The organism is Fulvivirga sedimenti, from assembly GCF_020328055.1.
Genome location: NZ_JAIXNE010000007.1, coordinates 38841 through 59912 on the forward strand (window position 1 = coordinate 38841; position 21072 = coordinate 59912).

General features: G+C 45.9%; 13 protein-coding genes. 7 read left to right on the forward strand and 6 right to left on the reverse strand.

Features of this window, described 5'->3' with window-relative positions:
* The first annotated feature begins 195 nt into the window (after nt 1–195).
* Nucleotides 196–1152: a YheT family hydrolase gene (locus tag LDX50_RS28035; RefSeq protein WP_225699616.1), complete on the forward strand. Its 957-nt coding sequence runs from the start codon at nt 196–198 to the stop codon at nt 1150–1152.
* On the opposite strand, the gene ggt is transcribed toward LDX50_RS28035, so the two are convergent.
* Nucleotides 1149–2852: a gamma-glutamyltransferase gene (gene ggt / locus LDX50_RS28040; RefSeq protein ID WP_225699617.1), complete on the reverse strand. Its 1704-nt coding sequence runs from the start codon at nt 2850–2852 to the stop codon at nt 1149–1151. The two genes, LDX50_RS28035 and ggt, sit on opposite strands and share 4 nt — an antisense overlap.
* Before the next feature lie 143 nt (nt 2853–2995).
* Here ggt and LDX50_RS28045 point away from each other — a divergent pair, with 143 nt between their 5' ends.
* Nucleotides 2996–3673 carry a TetR/AcrR family transcriptional regulator gene (locus tag LDX50_RS28045; protein ID WP_225699618.1) on the forward strand — a complete coding sequence of 226 codons (678 nt, stop codon included), beginning with the start codon at nt 2996–2998 and terminating at the stop codon, nt 3671–3673.
* Here LDX50_RS28045 and LDX50_RS28050 read toward each other — a convergent pair.
* The 4 genes from LDX50_RS28050 to LDX50_RS28065 are packed head-to-tail and all read right to left on the reverse strand — an operon-like array spanning nt 3655 to nt 6797.
* A complete protein-coding gene (locus tag LDX50_RS28050) occupies nt 3655–4638 on the reverse strand; it encodes a glycosyltransferase (protein ID WP_225699619.1) in 984 nt (327 codons plus the stop codon). The two genes, LDX50_RS28045 and LDX50_RS28050, sit on opposite strands and share 19 nt — an antisense overlap.
* The gene (locus LDX50_RS28055) at nt 4638–5351 is read right to left on the reverse strand and encodes a tetratricopeptide repeat protein (protein ID WP_225699620.1); all 714 of its coding nucleotides are present in this window, start codon (nt 5349–5351) and stop codon (nt 4638–4640) included. The genes LDX50_RS28050 and LDX50_RS28055 overlap by 1 nt, the downstream gene beginning before the upstream one ends.
* Nucleotides 5320–5595 (reverse strand): lipoprotein, encoded by a 276-nt coding sequence (locus LDX50_RS28060; RefSeq protein WP_225699621.1) that lies wholly within the window; start codon nt 5593–5595, stop codon nt 5320–5322. Before LDX50_RS28060 ends, LDX50_RS28055 begins: the two co-directional genes overlap by 32 nt.
* Nucleotides 5596–5627: 32 nt before the next feature.
* Entirely contained in the window at nt 5628–6797 is a 1170-nt protein-coding gene (locus tag LDX50_RS28065; protein WP_225699622.1) for a glycosyltransferase family 2 protein, read from the reverse strand.
* Between the two features lie 253 nt (nt 6798–7050).
* Here LDX50_RS28065 and LDX50_RS28070 point away from each other — a divergent pair, with 253 nt between their 5' ends.
* Genes LDX50_RS28070 through LDX50_RS28090 form a run of 5 tightly spaced genes read left to right on the forward strand, consistent with a single transcriptional unit; the run spans nt 7051 to nt 19884 of the window.
* Complete coding sequence (locus LDX50_RS28070; RefSeq protein ID WP_225699623.1) at nt 7051–14154, forward strand: putative Ig domain-containing protein; 7104 nt, start codon at nt 7051–7053, stop codon at nt 14152–14154.
* Entirely contained in the window at nt 14151–15164 is a 1014-nt protein-coding gene (locus LDX50_RS28075) for a PorP/SprF family type IX secretion system membrane protein (protein ID WP_225699624.1), read from the forward strand. Before LDX50_RS28070 ends, LDX50_RS28075 begins: the two co-directional genes overlap by 4 nt.
* Nucleotides 15158–16438 carry a hypothetical protein gene (locus tag LDX50_RS28080; protein WP_225699625.1) on the forward strand — a complete coding sequence of 427 codons (1281 nt, stop codon included), beginning with the start codon at nt 15158–15160 and terminating at the stop codon, nt 16436–16438. Before LDX50_RS28075 ends, LDX50_RS28080 begins: the two co-directional genes overlap by 7 nt.
* A gap of 37 nt (nt 16439–16475) precedes the next feature.
* On the forward strand, nt 16476–18701 hold the full coding sequence (locus LDX50_RS28085; protein WP_225699626.1) for an exopolysaccharide transport family protein: 2226 nt from the start codon (nt 16476–16478) through the stop codon (nt 18699–18701).
* Between the two features lie 4 nt (nt 18702–18705).
* Complete coding sequence (locus tag LDX50_RS28090; protein ID WP_225699627.1) at nt 18706–19884, forward strand: glycosyltransferase; 1179 nt, start codon at nt 18706–18708, stop codon at nt 19882–19884.
* A 7-nt stretch (nt 19885–19891) separates the two neighbouring features.
* Here LDX50_RS28090 and LDX50_RS28095 read toward each other — a convergent pair whose 3' ends face one another.
* Nucleotides 19892–20815, reverse strand: a complete 924-nt coding sequence (locus LDX50_RS28095) for a sulfotransferase family protein (protein ID WP_225699628.1) — start codon at nt 20813–20815, stop codon at nt 19892–19894.
* Nucleotides 20816–21072: the final 257 nt, after the last annotated feature.

The following is a 21072-nucleotide window of genomic DNA, read 5'->3' on the forward strand; positions in this document are numbered from 1 at the left end:
AAATGAAAAGGACCGGCATCTGGCCGGTCCTTCACCTAACATTTCACCTTATCGACTAACATTGAATGTCCTTCAATTAACAAATCAAATATCAATTTATCAGGAACTAAATGTTAAATAAACGTTATCATGACAGATGAAGCAATATCAATTGTTATCGTTGATTTAGTTTGATCAAATTTGGTTTCTTTGCATATGCCTGTCGTAAAATCTTCTTACAGAAGTCCGTTCTGGCTGCGTCACCCGCACCTGGCCACCATCATACCGTCGATGTACCGTAAAGTGGAAGGGGTTCGCTATGAGCGGGAAAGAATCGATACACCTGATGGGGATTTCCTGGACCTGGACTGGTTGCGGCAGGGCAGCAGAAAGCTTGTCATCCTTTCTCACGGGCTGGAGGGAAGCTCCGGTCGGGGGTATATGAAGGGCGTGGCCCGTCATTTTTATAATTCCGGTTGGGACGCATTATCCTGGAATTGCCGCAGTTGCTCCGGTGAGATAAACCGACTGCCTCGCTTTTATCACCATGCAGATATTGAGGATATTGGCCTGGTGATCGATCAGGCACTTCCGGCCTATGAGGAGGTATACCTGGTGGGTTTCAGCATGGGAGGAAATATGATACTGAATTACCTGGGCCGATTGGGAAATAGCGTTTCTGAAAAGGTACGTGGCGGTGTGGTATTTTCAGTGCCATTACTGTTGAAAAGCAGTGTGAATGCATTATCTACCCGTTCAAATCGTATGTACCGTGAGCGTTTCATTAAGAAGCTGGGGGAGAAGATCCGTTTGAAATCCGAGTTATTTCCCGAAGTCATCAGCGATGAAGGCTATGAGGAGATCGAACAGTTTCCTGATTTTGATAATCGCTATACTGCTCCGCTGCACGGTTTTAAGGACGCGGAGGATTTTTATGAAAAGGCGTCACCGCTCAGGTATTTGAGCGGAGTGAAGCGCCCCGTACTCATCGTTAATGCTGCAAATGATCCATTCCTCGGACCGGAATGCTATCCTGTTGAAGTCGCTGATAATCTGGCTAACATTTATCTCGAGATCCCAAAACGCGGCGGACATGTAGGGTTTGTCCACCGAAAGCTTGCCCATAGCTATATGGAGGTACGGGCACTGGAATTTTTTAATGAGATCGGTTAATACCCCGAGGCCATATCGTCACCGCGTGGATCGGCCGCGCCTTCGAGGGTTCCATCCGGCCTGACGAGAATCGCATCTACCCGTCCGATTGCAGAACGCGTTTCAAAGCTATGCCCCATTTCTTCGAGTTCTTCCATTACCTCGTCTGATAATCCACCTTTCTCAATGGTTATTTCATCCGGGTACCACTGGTGGTGGAATCGTTTGGCGTTGACAGCCTGCTGCATGTTCATGTTATGGTCAATCACATTCAGAATGGTCTGGTAAACAGAGGTAATGATGGTTGATCCTCCGGGTGTGCCGACCACCATGAAGAGTCTTCCGTCCTTTTCCAGTATGGTAGGTGTCATGGAGCTCAGCATACGTTTGGTCGGACTGATGGCGTTGGCTTCACCGCCGAGGAGACCGAACATATTGGGCACCCCCGGCTTAATACTAAAATCATCCATTTCATTATTCAGAAAGAAGCCGCCATTACCCACCACGACCTTTGACCCATAGCCGCCGTTGAGGGTTGTGGTGATGGCTACGGCATTGCCGTACTTGTCGACAATAGAAAAATGCGTTGTCTGGTTGCTTTCACCGATGAACACGCCTGCCTTGATTGAGTCACTGGGTGTGGCTTTTTCCGGGCTGAAACTTCGCATTCTGCCTGCCAGGTAAACGCTGTCGAGCAGTTCTTTGACCGGGACAATGTAGAAATCGGGATCGCCCAGGTGCGTTGCGCGATCAGCATACACGCGGCGCTCTATTTCCGTCATCAGGTGAATGGTTCTGGGATCTCCATAACCCCATTTCTCAATGGGGTGGGGTTCTGTCATTTTCAGGAGCTGATAAAGTGCTACGCCACCACTGGAAGGAGGAGGCATAGAAATGAACTTATATCCCTTGTAAGATCCCTTTATTGCCGGTCGCCATACAGATTTGTAGACCGTAAGATCCTCACGTGTGATAATACCACCGCCACGTTCCATTTCTTCCGTAATAAGACGGGCCGTTTCACCTTCATAAAATCCCGCCCTCCCAAGATCCTGGATTCGTTTTAACGTGGCTGCCAGGTCTTTCATCACCACTTTATCGCCGGCTTCCCATTCTCCGGTTAGGTTCTCAGGAATCACGGTATTTGTTTCATCGAAAAATTGCTGCACCCAGTTGAGTCCGCCAGCCTCATTCTCGGTAAGCAGAAAACCATTTTCAGCCAGGTCGATGGCTGGTTGCAAAAGGTCTTTCCAGGGCAGGGTGCCATACTTTTGGTGTGCGTTCACCATACCGTCCACCGAACCCGGGACACCAGATGCGAGATGACCTTTAAGGCTGAGCCCTTCAATAACCTCCCCGTTTTTATCCAGGTACATATCTCTATTGGCTGCCATGGGAGCGGCCTCCCTGAAATCAAGACAATCGGTAGAACCGTCATTCTTCCGAAACACCATGAATCCACCACCTCCGATATTTCCTGCCGCCGGATAAACCACGGCAAGGGCAAACTGTACCGCAATGGCTGCGTCTACTGCATTTCCCCCGGCCTTCAGAATCTTTACGCCCACTTCAGAAGCAAGGGGGTGGGCTGTAACCACCATGGCATTGCTGGCGATCACACCCTCCCGGGGAAGAGTTTCTGTGGGCAGACCATCTTTCTGACAACCAGTGAAGGCTACAAGAAGAATCACAAGAATATGGACTTGGTGGCGTTTTAACATAGTATGGATTTTGGTCCTTTAAGTTAATTCAAATCCATTCAGAATTCACAGCAGCTCTTTGAAGAGACAGATTTTTATTTAAACGGCTTATTGCCGGTCTGTTATAAATGGTTTTTTTAAAATAAAACGTAGATTCGTTACTAATGAAAGTGATCACAAAACCAGTCGGAAAGCGGGAGCGAAAATCAGCCAAGATCAAACTGGATATCATGTTCAGTTCGATGGAACTTATTGGTAATCAGTCGTTCAAGGATTTATATGTTGATGATATTTGTGAAAGGGCAGGAGTATCGAAAGTAACACTTTTCAAATACTTCCCGCAGAAGGAAGATATTTTGCTTTACTACATGAGGATCTGGTCACTGGACAGGGCGGTGGAACTCTACCATCAGCCTCGAACCGGATTGAAGGGGATTTACTTTCTGTTTGACCGTATGGCGGAGGCATTTGAGAAATACCCCGGACTTGCACTTAACGTGATCAGCTACTGGACTTCTGCAAGACGGCCGCCATCGGCTTTTCCACTCAAGCCACTTGAGCGTAAGATCCTGTATCCAAAAGAAGAAAATCTTGAGGATATCCAGGTATTTACTGTGCCCCAGCTCCTGGAGAAATTTCTGCTGGATGCGATCATGAACAGGGAGATCCATACGGTAAGTGATGCCAGGGAACTCAGTAATCTTTTCATGTCACTCCTGTACGGAACACTGATCACTGCCCACCTAAGGCAATTATCACCTCTGCGGATGGTATTCCGCAAGAACATCGATATGACGCTCAAGGGCCTGCAGACGCCCGGCACCTATTCGAGCATGAGATAGTCCGTTTCGGGTTTAAATCCCTCACTTTTCAGAAAATTGCTAATGCGCTTTCGGCCGTTGTAATCCCTCACAAGACTGATTAAAAAAGGATTTTTAACATGTTTGATCTGATCATACGTGATAACGTCGTCATTGCCGGGGCGCAGCTTCACATCAACCTTTTTGTGGATCCGGATGCCGTGCCTGTTCATTTCACTGATCTTCTGGTTAATCATTCGGCTGTTGCCCAGGACAAGGATCGGACGTTCACGGATGGATTCTTTCGATAAGTGTTTCCTGAGATATTCGATCTTCACCTGCAGGAAGGCCTGATCTGAATAAGCGGGATGCGAGCGGCTCAATCGGACGGAGTTGTCACGCCAGGTGAAGAGCTTCTCAGGAATTTTGGAAAAGTGTACACCTTGTTCAAACCAACGCAGCCATAATTCAAAATCTTCCGGTATTATCGGATCCTCGCTATAGCCGCCATGAGTAGAGAAAATTGAACGGCGGAACATGACCGAAGGATGGCATATCACCGCATCCCTGTATCTGGCCATAAACATCTCTTCATGTGTTTGCAGAGAGTTTTGCCAGCGCACGAATCGGGCAAAACCTTCGGAATCACCATCGTGGGAGATCAGGGACGAAACGACTCCTGTTGCCGGATTCGCATTAAGGAAGTCAGCCTGTTTCAATAACCTGTCGGCTGAACAAATGTCATCCGCATCCATGCGGGCAATGTATCTGCCGGTGGAGAGTTTGATGCCAAAATTAAGCGCCCGCGACAATCCCGCTGCAGGAAGAAAGAATGGACGGATTCTTGGGTCTTTCAGGGATTGAACAAATTTCTGTACCGGTACCGGTGAACCGTTACATATAATAAGAAGTTCAAAATCGGTGAAAGTCTGATGTAAAATGCTTTCTACCGCCAACGGTAGCGTTTCCCGGTTATCATGAACGGGCAGAATAACCGAGAGCGACATTATTTGCTGCGGAAAAAGTTCTTCAGAAAATTCCCAAAAGAAGCACGATCTTCGGGTGAGGTGAAGATCGATGTAAGCTGTCTGATGTATTCGGAAGGTGTGAGTTTAGCAGGCTCCCGGAGCTGAGATTTCTCTTTGACGGGGTTGGGTTTGATCTCAGGTAAATCTGCAGGTTTCTTTGACTCGGGTGCCTTTACCGGATCAAGATTATCAGCCCGTGCAAAACTTTTTTTCGCACGCTCCTGGTACCCCATCTTTTCTTCAACAAGACCCTTATTGTTGTAGGAGATTGCATCTTCAGGGTCCAGGCTGATCGCTTTTTCATAATCCTCAATCGCGCCCTGCAGGTCGCCGAAACGATCCTTGATAAATGCCCGGCTCGCATAGCGGTAAGCCTTTTCGGGCTCCAGCTCAACAGCGAGATCAAGATCACTAAGGGATTCGTCCCTGTTGTTCATAAGAAGATGAACGACAGCCCGTTCACTCAGATAGTGTGCATTATCGGGGGCAATATCGATAAGGGAATTGAAATCAGCCAGTGCTGCCGCCAAATCTCCCGATTTGGAAAGGGCTTTGGCACGATCGTATAGTAATTCAGGGGTGGTTCCAGTTGCGTCGATGGCCCGGGTAAAGGCTGCGACGGCCTTCTGGTATTCACCTTCCCTGGCGAGTTTTATTCCTTCATGGTGTAAATCCGGTGGTGTCTGACTCATTTGGAATGGATTCTTCTCTTTTTTTAATCTTGCTTTCGGACTTCTTGTCCGGTCCCTTTCTTACAACATTTCGCTGGTTAACGATTTTCTTCTTTACGATTTTAACCCGTTTCTTATGCTTATCATTTTTAACATTGTAATACCGGTTTCGGTTCTTCGGCGCCTTGTGTTTCACCGTAGTGTAACTTGTGGAGCATCCGACCAGGACTGCAAGGATGAGTAAAATTAAAAAATATCGTCGCATAATAAGTTAACGTAAAAGCGTTGATTCTCGTATCAGGCAGCTCGTTTTGCTTTTTCCCACACAGCAGACTGTTTCCCCCTGATATATCTGAAAAATCCCATAAAAACAGCATAATTCATCATGCTGAAATAGTAGGGGATGAATAAGATCTTCATCCGAATATTCCGGTTCTGAAGGATCCAGCCTAATAGTGCTAAACTATAAAAGATAATCTGGGCCCAAAAGAGCCACATATAAAAATCCATTCCTTTCAATCCCAGGTAAAGACTGCAAAGGAAAACTACAATAAGTCCGACCGGCGCAAGTGTCCAGCGCAACACCCGATGGGAAATGTACTGAAAGCTTAACCACCCATATCTGAATATATTAAGTAGCGGAAGTAATTTCACGATCGCCTGGATGCCGCCAGCTGCGATCCTGATTTTTCGCTTGAGTTCTTCGGAAACGGACGCAGAACCTTTTTCCATTGCATAGGCATCTGGTGCGTATCGTGTGACCAGTCCGTCCATGGCAATGCGAAGTGAAATGTAAAAGTCCTCGATGATGATAGAGGTATCGACCGGTTTGTAAAGAGAAGTACGGACTGCGAACAGCTCCCCGGCTGCACCCACCACGGAATATAATTGAGAATCCCATTTTTTTAGCTGGGATTCGTATTTCCAGTAGGCACCTTCGCCGGATGCGGCGGCACCGTCTTTTTCTTCCGACAAAACACGTTTTTCCCCGGCAACCACACCAACCGTGGGGTCTTCAAAGTGTTTTGTGAGATTGCGAACGGATTCACGATTCAGAAAGGTATTGGCATCGGAAAACATCACAAGAGGAGTATCAACATAGGGCATTACCCGGTTAACGGCCGCAATTTTTCCGCTTCGTTTATCCTCATGAAAGCTGGTGACCTGTGGGTGATTTCTGGCGATTTCGGCGGATTTGTCGGTTGAGCCGTCCGTTACGATCAGTAATTTGTATGCGTCGGCCGGATAATCCAACTCAAGTGAATTCCTGATTTTATCGGCCAGAAGATCTTCCTCGTTGTAGGCGGCAATGATATGAGTAATGGCGGGTTTGTAAGAGTCGCTGTAAGAAAAGGCATTGTTTCCTTTAAGCTTAACGAGTATTCCGAGTACTACACCATAGCCGATATAAGCATAGAAAATGATGAAGGCAAAAAACCAAATCAACAGTTGGCACAACAGTTCCATATAACTGATTATCTTGATGTTGAAGGAGAAATCTGTTCACCGGTTGATAAAAAATAGGCCGGCATTAAAAAATCATCCATTTTTAAAATTGTATCAATTTAAATCTTTCAAGGCGCGGTAACCTTATGATGTAAGTTTTCTTTATAAATTTGCTGGATTCAGGTGACTATTGGCTTGTATAGGGTATAAAGAATTAGTGTTGGTAGTTTTTGGAAATTTTAAAGTGAGCCATCTTTACTCGAATTTGATTAAGATGACAATGGTAATCCTTTTATTTACAGGGATTACAGGGTCTGTAATGGCCCAGCCGGGCTTTTCCAGTTCGCCGGTCTTAAGTGGTCAGGTGGATGTGAATTACTCATATCCCATTTTGGTGACGGATGCTTCAGACCCGGTTACCGTTACCTTTGAGCTTATTGCCGGCGCTCCGGGATTGTCTCTCACCATTGTAGACGGTGACCAGGCCATCCTTGAGGGTGTGCCCACGCAGGCAGGTACTTTTCCGATAACCATCCGGGCTACGAACGCGCTTAACGAATCGACCGATCAGGATTTTGATCTCGTTGTTGCGAAAGGGAATGCGACGGTAGTCATATCCAACCTGAATCAGACCTATACAGATCAGCCCTTGCCAGTGGATATCACCACGGTACCTGATGGATTAGCCGTAGACATAACCTACGACGGGGATCCAGCCACTCCCCGTGATGCCGGTAGCTACCTTGTGCTGGCAGTTGTGAATGACGCCAATTATGAAGGCAGTAATTCTGGCAGTTTAACGATTAATCAAAAAAATCTCCAGGTTGGGGTGCAGAATGAATCCCGTCCTTACAATACCGCCAACCCTGCATTTACGCTCAATTACCTTGGGTTTGAAGGGAATGATGGCCCTGGCGACCTGGATACGCCCCCGATGGCGACCACATCGGCAACCCAGTTGAGCGATGCGGGCGACTATCCAATTACAATCGGCGGTGGAGTTGATCAGAACTATTCCTTTTCCTATACTCCCGGGGTGCTAACGGTCACAACCGCGATAGCGACTGTCTCGATTAACGGATTGCAATTTACTTATGACGGACAACCGAAGGTTCCCGTCGTCACTACGACTCCTCCGGCACTTGCTACGCTGGTAACGTACAACGGAAGTGCCTCACCACCTTCAAATGCAGGCGATTATACGGTAAACGCAGTTATTAATGAGATTAATTATACAGGTTCAGCTACTGCCCAAATGAATATTGCACAGGCTGCAGCCACCGTTACGCTAAGCAATCTGCAGCAAAATTTTGATGGAACACCTAAAGCGGCCACTGTTACGACCAATCCTTCCGGTTTAAACTTCACCATCACGTATAATGGTTCAGCAGCTTTGCCGACGGCCATCGGCAACTACACGGTGAATGTGAGTATTTCAGAGCAGAATTATACAGGAACAGGTTCGGGGACATTAATTATTAACGGTCCTCCGGTTTCAAACGGTATTTCAAATGTTGTGGTGAATGAGGACGCAACAAACTCTGTAATCCTGCTGAACGCGGCATTTGACGATGCGGAAGACCCGGATGCCAGCCTGGTAATGACAGTTAGGTCAAACAGTAATCCTGGGTTGTTTCAAAGTGTTTCAATTGACGGGTCGAACCGGCTCATTCTTGATTACGCCGCAGATCAGTTCGGGTCTGCGAATATTACTGTTCGGGCTACCGATACAGGGGGACTTTTCACTGAAACCTCCTTTACGGTAACCGTCAACCCGCAGCAGGATCCCCCAAGTTTCACTTCGGTACCGATCACAGGTGGAGTTCAGGGACAATTATACGTATATAACATAACGGTTACGGATCCGGATGCGAATGAAACATTTACGTTCAATACGGCACTGCCCTCATGGCTCACTTTTCAGAACCTTGGGAATGGCAATGCACGGCTTCAGGGAACTCCGTCTAATGCCGACGTAGGGCCGAATGTCGTAGCGCTTGAAGTAACGGATAAGGATGGCTTGAAGGATACGCAGTTCTTCACCATTCAGGTCGGTAATTCAAATGACGCACCATTTTTCACCAGTATTCCGATCACTTCGGCCACCGAGGGGGTACGCTATACATATAACATTACCACTTCTGATCCGGATAATGATGTTCGTCAAATTACAGGTGTAACACTGCCGGGCTGGCTTGAGCTTACCGATAACGGGAACGGTACTGCAGTACTCACCGGAATTCCCACGAACCAGGATGGTGGCAATAATACCGTAAGCATTCGCGTCGAAGATACGTTTGGTGCACAGGCCAATCAGAATTTTACCATTGTTGTTGATAATACCAATAATCCGCCGTTCTTCACTTCCACTCCTGTGACCGCTGTGAATGAAGATGCCACCTATTCCTATACGGTTCGTGTGGATGATCCGGATGTCGGGGATGTGCTGGATATTGATGTGCTGGCCAAACCTTCCTGGCTGAATGTTAATCCAAACGGGGCGAAGAGCATCATTCTGACCGGTGTTCCATTAAATGCGAATGTTGGAACTTCCAGCGTCGTAATCACGGTAACAGACCTGGAAGGTGTTCAGGCGAATCAAAACTTCAGCATAACGGTAACCAATGTAAATGACCAGCCGGTTTTCACAAGTACTCCGGTCACGGCCGCGCTGCAGGGTGCCCAGTATACTTACAATATCACCACATCAGATGTGGATGCCGGGGATACACGAACTATCCGGGCAACGATCCGGCCGGCCTGGCTCACGCTCACCGATAATGGCAACGGTACTGCGCGGCTAACGGGTATCCCGGGGAATGGTGATTTTGGGGTGAACAGCGTCAGGCTCGTAGTGGAGGATGCCGCGGGTAGCACCTCTGTTCAGAATTTTGATATCAATGTAGACAACGCCAATGACCCGCCTCAGTTTACAAGTACTCCTGTAACGCAGGCTACAGAAGATGTTGTTTATCAGTATTCTATAACAACAAGTGATCCCGATGCGGGTGATACACGTTCCATTACGTCGCTGGCATTGCCATCCTGGTTGACGCTTACGGATAACGGCAACGGAACCGCAGTCCTTACAGGTACGCCCAGGAATGCCCAGGTTGGAAATCACAGCGTTGTACTCAATGTGCGGGACGCGCTGGGCGCAAATACAAATCAGAGTTTTTCGATTACAGTGATCAACTCAAATGATGCACCGGTATTTACATCTTCACCGGTAACGTCGGCCTTGCAGGATGTTGAGTACAGGTATGAGGTTCGTACCAATGATGTTGACGCAAATGATACATGGGTTCTGGTGGCGGAAACGCTTCCGTCCTGGCTCACATTTACAAATTTGGGCAACGGGAATGCCCTGCTTAGCGGAACTCCCAGAAATGTGAACCTGGGAGCCAATCCCGTGAAGTTGAAGGTTACAGATGCAGCGGGTAGTTCAACCTTTCAGAATTTTACCATTACGGTGGACAATACGAACGATCCGCCGTCCTTTACCAGTACGCCTGTTACGGTAGTGCTGGAAGACAATGAATACCGGTACAATGTACGGGCTACAGATCCGGATGCGGGTGATAATCTTGAAATGCGGGCGCTTGTAATACCTGCATGGCTAACGTTTACCGATAACGGTGACGGTACCGGATTATTGGTGGGAACTCCACAGAACAGACATGTGGGTTCAACAAGTATTGTGCTTACCGTTGAAGACGTTCAGGGTCTTACTGCCACTCAAAACTTTTCAATCACGGTACAGAATACGAACGATGCACCAGTATTTTCGAGCAGTCCGGTTACAGGTGCCATTCAGAATATACAATATTCCTACAGCATACTTACCACCGACCCGGATGCGGGTGACCAGCGTGTGATCACCGCCGTTAGCCTGCCGGCATGGTTAAGCCTGAATGACCTGGGCAACGGAACAGCTGTATTATCAGGGACACCGACGAACGCAAACCTGGGCGCAAATCCGGTATCGTTGCGTGTAACGGACCTTGTTGGGGCAGCAACAGATCAGAATTTCGTGATCAACGTGGATAATATTAATGATCCGCCATCTTTTACAAGTTCGCCGATTACGTCGGTTGCTGAAGATGATGTTTATGAATATTTCATTTCGACTTCCGATCCGGATGCAGGGGATACACGTACCATTATTTCCTTATCGTTGCCTGCATGGCTTGACCTGACTGATAACGGGGATGGTACCGCCGTACTAACCGGAATTCCAGAAAACGCCGAGGTAGGTAATCACACCGTTGTTTTGAATGTTCGTGACGGTCTGGGTGCCAATGCAAATCAGGGATTTTCCATTGAAGTGACAAACACGAATGATGTGCCTTCCATAACTTCCCAGCCTGTTCCCGTCGCTGTGCAGAATTCTACTTATACCTATAATGTGGTTGCCAGTGACCCGGATATAGGAGATGCCGTTAACCTTCAGGCTACCACCTTGCCTGCATGGTTGTCCTTCACCGATAATGGAAATGGTACCGGCCGACTAACAGGAACACCCGGGAATGGTGATCTTGGAATTCACAATGTGACACTTCTGGTGAGGGACCTGGAAGGTGCCGCCAGTGAGCAGATTTTCACTATCAACGTGGATAATGCCAATGATTCGCCGGTTTTTACAAGCTCACCCGTTCAGAACGCACATGAGGATCTGTTATATGAGTATTTCATCACGACATCCGATCCGGATCAGGGAGATATTCGAACCATTACCGCATTGAGTATTCCTGATTGGCTATCCCTGGTGGATAATGGTGACGGGACCGGAATATTATCCGGAACACCTGATAACAGCGATGTGGGAAATGAAAGTATTGTGCTGAGGGTTCGCGATGTTCTGGGCCTTTCCGATGATCAGTCCTTTACCATCACGGTACAGAATACAAATGATGCGCCTGTATTTTCCTCAACTCCTGTAACCGGGGCAATTCAGGATGTATTGTATCTTTATAATATTCTTACCCAGGATCCTGATGTTGGCGATACCCGCACCATACGTCTTCTCGAAGGGCCTGCCTGGATACAGCTTATTGATAATGGTAATGGTTCTGCTTCATTGCGGGGCACACCACGAAACAGTGATCTGGGACTGAATGGAATTGTAATTGAGGTGGTGGATGCAGCAGGAGCGGCAACCACGCAAATCTTCCAGATCAACGTGGATAATCAGAACGATCCCCCGGTATTTTCAAGTACGCCCGTTACTTCGGTCAATCAGGATGAACTCTATCAATACCTGGTGAATACGACCGATGATGACACTAACGATACCCGTGTTATAGAAGCGCTTACGTTGCCTTCATGGCTAATAATCGAGGATAATCTGGATGGAACTGCCATACTTACCGGTGTGCCTACCAATGATGAGGTTGGAAATCACAATGTTGTTCTCGAGGTGGAGGATGCCCTGGGGTCTAAGGATACGCAGAACTTTACAATTACGGTTGTCAACATTAATGATGCCCCGCGATTCACCAGTGAACCGGTTACGCTGGCGAAGGTCACACAGACATATCAATATCAGGTGACGGCCATCGATATTGACGCAAATGAAAGTCTCACAATCTCAGCAGAAACGCTTCCGGGTTGGTTGACGCTGGCGAACGGAGCAAACGGTTCAGCAACACTTTCAGGAACCCCGCCGCTGGCCGAGGTAAATAAGGAAATTGAGATCAGGCTGATTGTAACTGATAATGGCGGATTGGAAAGTGAGCAGCAATTTACCATTCGTACAGAATATCCGAATCTGCCTCCCACGATTCAGGCGGTTAACAATATAACCGGGATTGACGAGGATGCAGATCCAATTATTATTGATTTAAGTGGAATAACCGCAGGCAGAGGTGAGTCGCAGGCATTAACGGTATCGGCTAATTCCGATAATGCGACTCTTTTCGAGAATATACAGGTTAACTATGTTTCCCCTGCTAATACCGGTCAGCTTACCCTGACACCACGCCCTGATGCCTTCGGCAGAGCCCGGATTGAAGTAAGGGTTACAGATAATGGTAATCCCAATTTGAATACAACCTCGATTAATTTCATGGTTGAAATTGCGGCAGTTCCGGACGCACCTGTTTTTGAATCGGCGCCTGTTGCCAAGATATCCCTTGGTGAGCAATACACATACGCGATTGTAACATCTGACGCGGATCCGGGAGATGTATTACGCATTACGGCACCTTCCAGGCCAAACTGGCTGACCCTGACCGACGCGGGAGACGGGACGGCGACACTCACCGGGACCGTGCCTGCCAACGCAACAGCCAGAAACGTCACCCTCCGCGTGCGGGATCAAACAGGGCTGCAATCTGAGCAGATATTTACACTTCAGGTAAATCAGCGTCCTGTCATCTCCGACATTGCCGTGGATGTGGATGAAGATACAGAATACACATTTTCGCTTGCCGATTTCCTCACGGGCTATACCGACGTGAACGGAGACCCGCCAGCCTATATCAAGATTGTTTCATTGCCACAGCAGGGAACGTTACAGTATCAGAATTCAGCTGTAAGCATAGGTCAGGAACTGGTTCCTGTTGCAGGAGTTCTGAATGGGTTTGTATATCAGCCCAACGAAAACTATAACGGAGATGATTCATTTAGGTGGAATACGTTTGACGGAGAGGTAGAGGCAAGTGCTGAGGCATTGGTAAACCTGACAATACATCCTGTGAATGACATCCCGGTGGTGTCAAACCTCGAATCAACACCGATCAATTATAGTCAGGGGCAGGGTGAAGTGTTTATAACGCAGTCGGTCACAGTTAATGACATTGATAATAATTTCATCTCATCAGCCACCGTAATGATCGAGACAAATTATGTGGAAGGTGAGGATATTTTGATATTTACCAATGAATCTACGCCGGAGATCCAGCATAATTTTGATGCGCAAACAGGTGTATTATTGCTGGAAGGGCAGGCATCGAAGTCGCAATATGATGTTGCACTGAAAAGGGTACGTTACCGCAATAGTGTTATCGGAGAGATACCATTTACCTCGAAACGAATCACAATACTGGTTAATGATGGTGTAGATGAAAGTGCTCCCGTCTTCAGGAGTTTGCAGATTACAGAGGTGTTTCCGGAATTGGACCTGGTTAATGCCTTTACACCAAATGATGATGGAGTAAATGATATTTGGGATATCGGCAACCTGTCGTCCTACAGGAATTCGAATCTCACCATATTTGATGGCAACGGTAATGAAGTATTCAGCTGCAGCGGAACGGATTGCAGCTGGGATGGCAAGCGCGGAGGTGTAAGCCTTCCTGCAGGGCCTTACTATTATGTAATTAAAGTGAATGACGGACAACAGGTTCATCGCGGAACCGTAAGTATTCTGAAATGAGATATATCCTCCTGATCATATTATCTCTCACATATATGCTGGACAGCAATGCCCAGCTTCGGCGGGATTTCTCCCAGATTTACCGCAATGCTCCGTATATTAACCCGGCATTCACGGGTATTGAGGATTATTTTGAGATCAATTCAGGCTTACAGCAATCATGGTCGGCCATGGATGATAATCAGGCGTCGGTTTTTGTAAGTGCCTATGGAAGAATCGGTAACTACTCACCGACGGTTTATGAAAAGAATGCGTTGCGCGTGAGTGATCCTTCCCGCTTTCGTGATATTGCTGCAAGTCGAAAGGATATTTACAGGAAGCATGGTATTGGAGGGAGGCTCACCTCCTTGAGTATTGGTCCGCTTGTCCAGCAGAATTTCATGCTAAGTTATTCATATCACATTCCGCTCAGCACCAAACTGATGCTGTCATTTGGAACGAATCTGGCTATCGACAGGCAGGTGCTAAACCTGGATACTTATACATTGAGGAATGAAGCGGATGACCAGTTTTACCAGGAATTACTGCGGCAGGGCGACGGGGTCAGTACGTTTTTCAATGCCGGATTTGGGACGGTCTTATACAATGATCGTTTCTTTACTGGCTTCAGTGCACGTTCGATTGTCAATAGTACGGTTAAGAACTCTCTCGAGGTTGAAACATTGGAGCCGTCTGCGGTGTACACCTTTATGGGTGGGATGATGTTCCCGCTCGGGCCGGATCTTATCTTGAGGCCCGGTCTGAAAATGGACTATTCGGAATTTTATGATCTGGCGATTCAGCCGAATCTCTCATTGCGCTGGAAACACAGACTTAGTATCGGAACATACTATGCGGTTGATAAGGCGCTAACTCTCACGTTTGCTCTTCAGCTTAGCGACCGGCTCCGGCTGGGATACAGTTATGATCACTTTGTTGCTGATCTTGGCTTATTGAATCGTAACAATCATGAGATCACTCTTTCGTTTTTTGTTAATAATAAATATGGAATAGCATCCTATCTATGGTAGATAACCGACTATATGGATTGATCTTTCTATTTGTACTCTGGTTCTCTCCGGGCGTGGCACAAAAGAATTTTGCATTCAGGGGTATTGAGCGAATGGGTGTGGGAATTAATTCCGAAGCCGAGGAGATCATGCCGATACTATCTGAGGATGGTAGTATTCTTTATTTCAGCCGGGCGTTTTCCAAAGAAAATGCGGGTGGGGATGCCGCCGGATCCGATATTTGGTATAGCAGCCAGGTGGGGAACTGGGAATCCAGTTACCGGGCTCCCAACAGTGTCAATAACCGGGATAACAATGCGGTGGTCGGTTTAAATGCGAATGGAAATGTCATTTATCTGTTGAATGGATACAGCAGGGCAGAAGGGATATCTTATATGGATGGTTCGCCGGAGAATTGGAGTAAACCAACAGTGATATCGGTTGAAGGTATTGATTCTGAGGGATTTATAGGTGTTTACGTGAGTCCGGATTACTCAGTCATGCTTTTATCGATGAAGAAATCCGGTGGCCGTGGCCAGGAAGACCTTTATGTGAGTCTCCGTGATTCACTTACCGGCAACTGGGGCAGACCGCTGCCGCTCGGGCCTACGATCAATACGCGTGGCTTTGAAATATCTCCATATCTCTCCCGTGACAAACGATACCTGTTTTTTGCGAGTGATGGTCATGGCGGGTTGGGCGATGCGGATATTTATGTTTCTGAACGTCTTTATGATCGTTGGGATGTTTGGTCGAACCCTGTAAACCTCGGGAGTGGAATAAACAGTGATAAATTTGACGCGTATTTCAGTATAGCGAAGGACTCTACGATCTTTTTTTCCACCAACAGGGATGGGGGGCTAAGTGATATTTACCGTGGCAAACTCTATGTTAACACAAATAGCAGACAACCTGAGGATGCCCGGAAAATTATTGCCGAGGCGGAGGCTTTATTGAATGATTTACGTCAGACGAACGTTAAAGATGAACAGTTGATTGTTTTTGAAGATGGTTCTTCTGAATTGAACGATGCGGCAAGATCAGCTTTAAGAGGTTTGATTGAACGGCTTCAATATCAGGATTACTCGAGCTTTCATTTGCTTACAGTGGATCCGGACAGAACAGTAAATCGGGAGCTTAAGGATGCGCGCGTAGATGCCATTAAAAGATTTATATCTGTACTGGGAATCGGGGGAAAAAATATATATGATTATCCTGCAACTCAATCGGTTACAATGAAAGGGGGAGAGGTATTCAATAGTGCCGAGGGGATCCTAATAATTGTTAAAGATTAAAATAAGAGGTATTTTCACCTCATAATTCGAATATTCCATGGATTTGAACTATTTCATCAGTGTGCTGAAGCGCCGATTGTGGATTATTATCATAATTCCAATACTGGCGGCCGTCACTGCATTTTATGTGGTACGTAATGCGCCTAAGACCTACAGGTCAAATGCGCAGCTTGCCACCGGACTTACCACTGATGAAGCTGTAAAACTTACCGATGACCGTTATAATGCCGGGCAGACAAATCAGAATTTTTATAATCTGATCGAAAGGCTGAGCTCTGAGCTGACGATTTCCCTGGCTTCTTACAACCTGATTCTTCACGATCTCAAATCGGATAATCCATTCCGCACACCTGACTACACGAAAGTTGAAATTGATCCATTAACCCCCGAGGAAAAAGAAGAGGCAATCAAATTCTTTGAGAATAAGCTCGATTCGATGAAGGTGCTTTCAACTTACAAACCCATGGATCATAAGATGCTGGATGTTTTGAGGGCATATGATTATCAGCCGTATGCTTTGCGGGAGAACCGACTCATCATCTACAGGCTCAATAATACGGATTATATTTCCATCGATTTTTATTCGGAAGATCCGCAGTTATCTGCGTTTGTTGTAAATACGCTTTCAAGGGAATTCATCCGATATAATAAGAGCATTATACAAAGTATTTCAGATGAATCAGTTGAGTTTCTGGCTCAGCTTGTTAAAGATAAAAAGGAGAATCTCGACCAGCTGAAACAAAATGTTGAGCAGTTTAAAAAATCAAATGAGGTATCCGATTTCCAGCTTGAATCTGATCTGAAAATTACTCAGCTGAATGAATACGAAGTGAAGCGTCAGGAAGAGGAGGAAAACATTCAGGCTTTACAATTGTCAATCCGCAGCGTCAATGGCCAGATCAGCCGGCTTGAGAATACAGTAATTGATAATAGTAAGGTGCTGGAACTGAGAAACCGTATCCGGCAGCTCAATGCAATCTACATTGACGGAGGTTCTCAGGATAAGGAAATTGAAAAGACATTGAATGACCTTCGCACGGAGTTGCAGATCGAAATGAATCGTATTGCCTCTGTGAACCAGGATATGCCTACCCGTGAAGACCTCGAGGCTAAAAAGGATGAGCTTGAGCTTGCACTAGAGGTTGCGCGGTCTAATTTACGTAGCATCAATAATCGAATTGCGAACCTGAAAAGCGATGTAACAGGATATACCTCGAAGGAAAGCAACCTGAGTGTTCTTGAACAGGAAGTGGAAAATGCGACCCTTGAATATACCGATGCGGTTAATAAATACAATGAATTTAAGAACCAATCACTGATTTCTGGAGCTTATATCCGACAGACCAAGGAAGGTCAGCCAGCTGTTGAACCTGAATCATCCAATACTGTCATTATTACACTGGCTGCAGGCGCAGCTGTATTCGTATTGATTGCCAGTATTATTTTCATTCTGGAGCTATTGGATTTCAGAATTAAAACACCGGCACAATTTGCGAAAATGACGAAGCTTCCGCTTGCGGGTACCGTAAATAAGATCGATACCAAGAAGCTGAAGCTCAAAGAATTATTTAGCGTGGATAATCATGATGATGAATTCACGATGTTCAAGCAACTTCTCAGGAAGATACGTTTTGAATTTGAGTCACTTGATGCGAAAACAATTCTTGTTACGAGCACGAAGGTGAGTGAGGGAAAGACATTCATGATTTTATGCCTGGCGTACTCATTGAGCCTCATCAATAAGAAGATACTCATCATTGATACCAATTTTAAAAATAATTCACTGACTCAGCTTTTAGTCGCCAAACCTAATTTTGAGCGGGTTCTGAAGGAAGGACGCGTGGTAAATGGCAAATTATTGCTTAACCCGGCTAAGGGTGATGAACCATCGGATGATTTTGTGGAAGAGGAACAGGGCTACGAAAGCATTGTTTCAGCTACGGCGCACAAGAACGTGGATATCATCGGAAGCCATCGCGGAACAGATAGTCCTTCTGAAATCCTGAGCGGACGAAACTTCAAAGGTATGCTGGAGAGTCTTAAACAAGACTATGATTATATAATTATGGAAGGCGCATCCATGAATGAATATCCGGATACGAAGGAACTTATAGGTTACGCCGATCTCGTTATGCCTGTTTTCTCGGCTGAATCACAAATTCGTCATACCGATAAAGAATCAATTCAATATCTGAGATCCCTGAATGGCAAGTTGATGGGGGCTATTCTCAACATGGTAGACAGCAAGAATTTGAAATTATAGTCAGATGGATTTTCTGATTGTTGCAAAACAGCCATGGGAAAATGAGGTAGCTCATAATGCAAAGAATATCGCATTTGAGATCGCGAGGGATCACCGGGTTGTATATGTGAACCCTCCACTGAGCAGAAAGGAATACCTTTTCGGTAAAACCCACCCGATACGGCAGCATAAATCGCTGATCAGCAATGGTGATTATCTTGAGAAGATATCTGAAAACCTTTGGGTATTTTACCCTTCGGCAATTACTGAAAGTATCAACTGGATCAGGAGTCACCGGATTTTTGATTGGTTGAACCGTCATAATAACCTTCAGCTGGCTAAAAGCCTGAACTGGTTACTTGATGAGCTGCAGTTTACCTCCTACATGTTGTTCAACGACAGTGAAATGTTCCAGGCGCTGGATGCTCCGGAACTCCTGGAACCCAAGCCGCTCAGAAGCATTTACTACATCCGTGATAATCTCATAACGCAACCATACTGGAAGCGCCATGGTACCCGCATTGAACCATTACTGGCGGCCAGGTATGATATGGTTGTTAGTAATTCCGATTTCCTCGGTGATTACCTGAGAGAGTATAACCCGAAAACCTATATGGTCGGGCAGGGTTGCGACCTAACCTTGTTTGATGCGGAGAAAATGTATGAGATGCCGGCAGATATGAAAGACATTTCGGGAATAAAGGTGGGCTATACTGGATTTTTAACCTCGATGCGACTTGATATTGACCTGCTGGAGCATTCAGCACGCAAAAATCCCGGGTTATCATTTATACTGGTAGGGCCTGAGGATGATGATTTTCAGAAATCAGCATTACACGGGTTGCCAAATGTGTATTTTCTTGGTAATAAGCCTATTGAGGAGCTGAGCAGTTATATACATCACTTTGATATCGCCATAAATCCGCAGGTTGTCAATGGTATGACCATTGGTAATTACCCGCGCAAAATCGATGAATACCTGGCCATGGGTAAACCTGTTGTCGCGAGAAAAACCAGGGCCATGGATTATTTTGGTGAGCACGTCTATTTGTATGAATCAGAATCGGAATTCATTGAATGCGTGAACCTGGCCATGAAGGAAAACAATTCTCAAAAGAGGAATGGCCGGATAGAATTTGCCCGGCAGCATACCTGGAAATCAAATGTTGAAAATATGCTGGAAATTATCTTTAATGCGGGGTAGACTGGTTTCAGAGCCAGTGTTTCAGGTCCTTGCCAGTTAATTTTTCAAGTGCTTTAATATCTTCACTGTAAACTTCTGTAGTGATTTTTTGATAGAGTTCAGGATCCAGTGAGGCTGGTTTCAGATTGATGCCGTTTAAATACTGTGTGATTTTCTTGATTTGCGGATATCTCGTCAGTTCGTAAAAAAATGATTCGGGTAATACAGCCTTAACAGCTTTTTTAATAATTGAATTGCTTCCCAGGGTAAGATCATAGAATCTGTTCTTGACGATTCCTGATTTATTGGAGATAACGGAAAAATCAATCTCGTCGTAAGGCCCTACACCAATGAACTCATAAATATCATTCATAATGGCCGCCGGATCCTTGTGTAATTCCTCGGTAAGATAAACTTTGATGTTTTCCCTCGGAAATAGGTCATAATAAGGAGCGAGATTGCGGGAATAAAAGCCTTCCGGAACCAGATCTTTACGGTGCCACCAAACTGATTCCCTGTCAAGCACGTCAGTGAATTCCGGCGTAGGCAGTTCATTAATAAGATGAAGGTGCATGTATCGGGAGAAAAGTCTTTTCGTCGGTTGCCGGAATATTGCGATAAGCTTCGCATCCGGGACATAGTGCTTAATGCGACCGGCAGCGAGCGGGGAAGATAAATTTGTATTGGAAGTTTCGCCTTTCTTTTGATGTGGTTCGGCATCAAGGTACAGCTTCTGATACTCATCAATAGTTTTTATCGCACGTTGGTAATGCTCCTTTTCCGGACCGAATAATTTCGTTGCATCTATCGTTTCATAACCAAAGAAATCCGGTTCTTTCATCCTTGTCATAAAAATTTCAGGATGTTGTGAGAGGTAATGATCAAGTGATGTTGTGCCTGATTTACCGGCACCAATGATAAGAAAATCGGGTAAAAGTTCTGGATTGATCATGTTGCTGGGCAGGGTTAGTACCCGGTTGACGTTCAAAGTTCTAATCTAACAATTCTTTTTAAAAGTTACGGGCACAATTTGAGGTGTTAAATTCATGCTCGAAATTAATCCCTTGAAAATCATTAGATTGCTGTTACTTTTTGCCTAATTTCGATATTAACCATAGCACTCAGACAGAATATGGGTAAATATTTTTTAATATAGGTTTTACATAAAAACTTGAATCTCAATTATTTCGGCGTTAGGGTTTGGGTTAT

Excerpts from the sequence above, each read along its gene's own strand:
- LDX50_RS28035 (WP_225699616.1), top strand. The coding sequence starts at position 196 with ATGCCTGTCGTAAAATCTTCTTACAGAAGTCCGTTCTGGCTGCGTCAC.
- LDX50_RS28065 (WP_225699622.1), bottom strand. The coding sequence starts at position 6,797 with ATGGAACTGTTGTGCCAACTGTTGATTTGGTTTTTTGCCTTCATCATT.
- LDX50_RS28050 (WP_225699619.1), bottom strand. The coding sequence starts at position 4,638 with ATGTCGCTCTCGGTTATTCTGCCCGTTCATGATAACCGGGAAACGCTA.
- LDX50_RS28085 (WP_225699626.1), top strand. The coding sequence starts at position 16,476 with ATGGATTTGAACTATTTCATCAGTGTGCTGAAGCGCCGATTGTGGATT.
- LDX50_RS28090 (WP_225699627.1), top strand. The coding sequence starts at position 18,706 with ATGGATTTTCTGATTGTTGCAAAACAGCCATGGGAAAATGAGGTAGCT.
- LDX50_RS28045 (WP_225699618.1), top strand. The coding sequence starts at position 2,996 with ATGAAAGTGATCACAAAACCAGTCGGAAAGCGGGAGCGAAAATCAGCC.
- ggt (WP_225699617.1), bottom strand. The coding sequence starts at position 2,852 with ATGTTAAAACGCCACCAAGTCCATATTCTTGTGATTCTTCTTGTAGCC.
- LDX50_RS28095 (WP_225699628.1), bottom strand. The coding sequence starts at position 20,815 with ATGATCAATCCAGAACTTTTACCCGATTTTCTTATCATTGGTGCCGGT.
- LDX50_RS28055 (WP_225699620.1), bottom strand. The coding sequence starts at position 5,351 with ATGAGTCAGACACCACCGGATTTACACCATGAAGGAATAAAACTCGCC.
- LDX50_RS28075 (WP_225699624.1), top strand. The coding sequence starts at position 14,151 with ATGAGATATATCCTCCTGATCATATTATCTCTCACATATATGCTGGAC.
- LDX50_RS28070 (WP_225699623.1), top strand. The coding sequence starts at position 7,051 with ATGACAATGGTAATCCTTTTATTTACAGGGATTACAGGGTCTGTAATG.
- LDX50_RS28060 (WP_225699621.1), bottom strand. The coding sequence starts at position 5,595 with ATGCGACGATATTTTTTAATTTTACTCATCCTTGCAGTCCTGGTCGGA.
- LDX50_RS28080 (WP_225699625.1), top strand. The coding sequence starts at position 15,158 with ATGGTAGATAACCGACTATATGGATTGATCTTTCTATTTGTACTCTGG.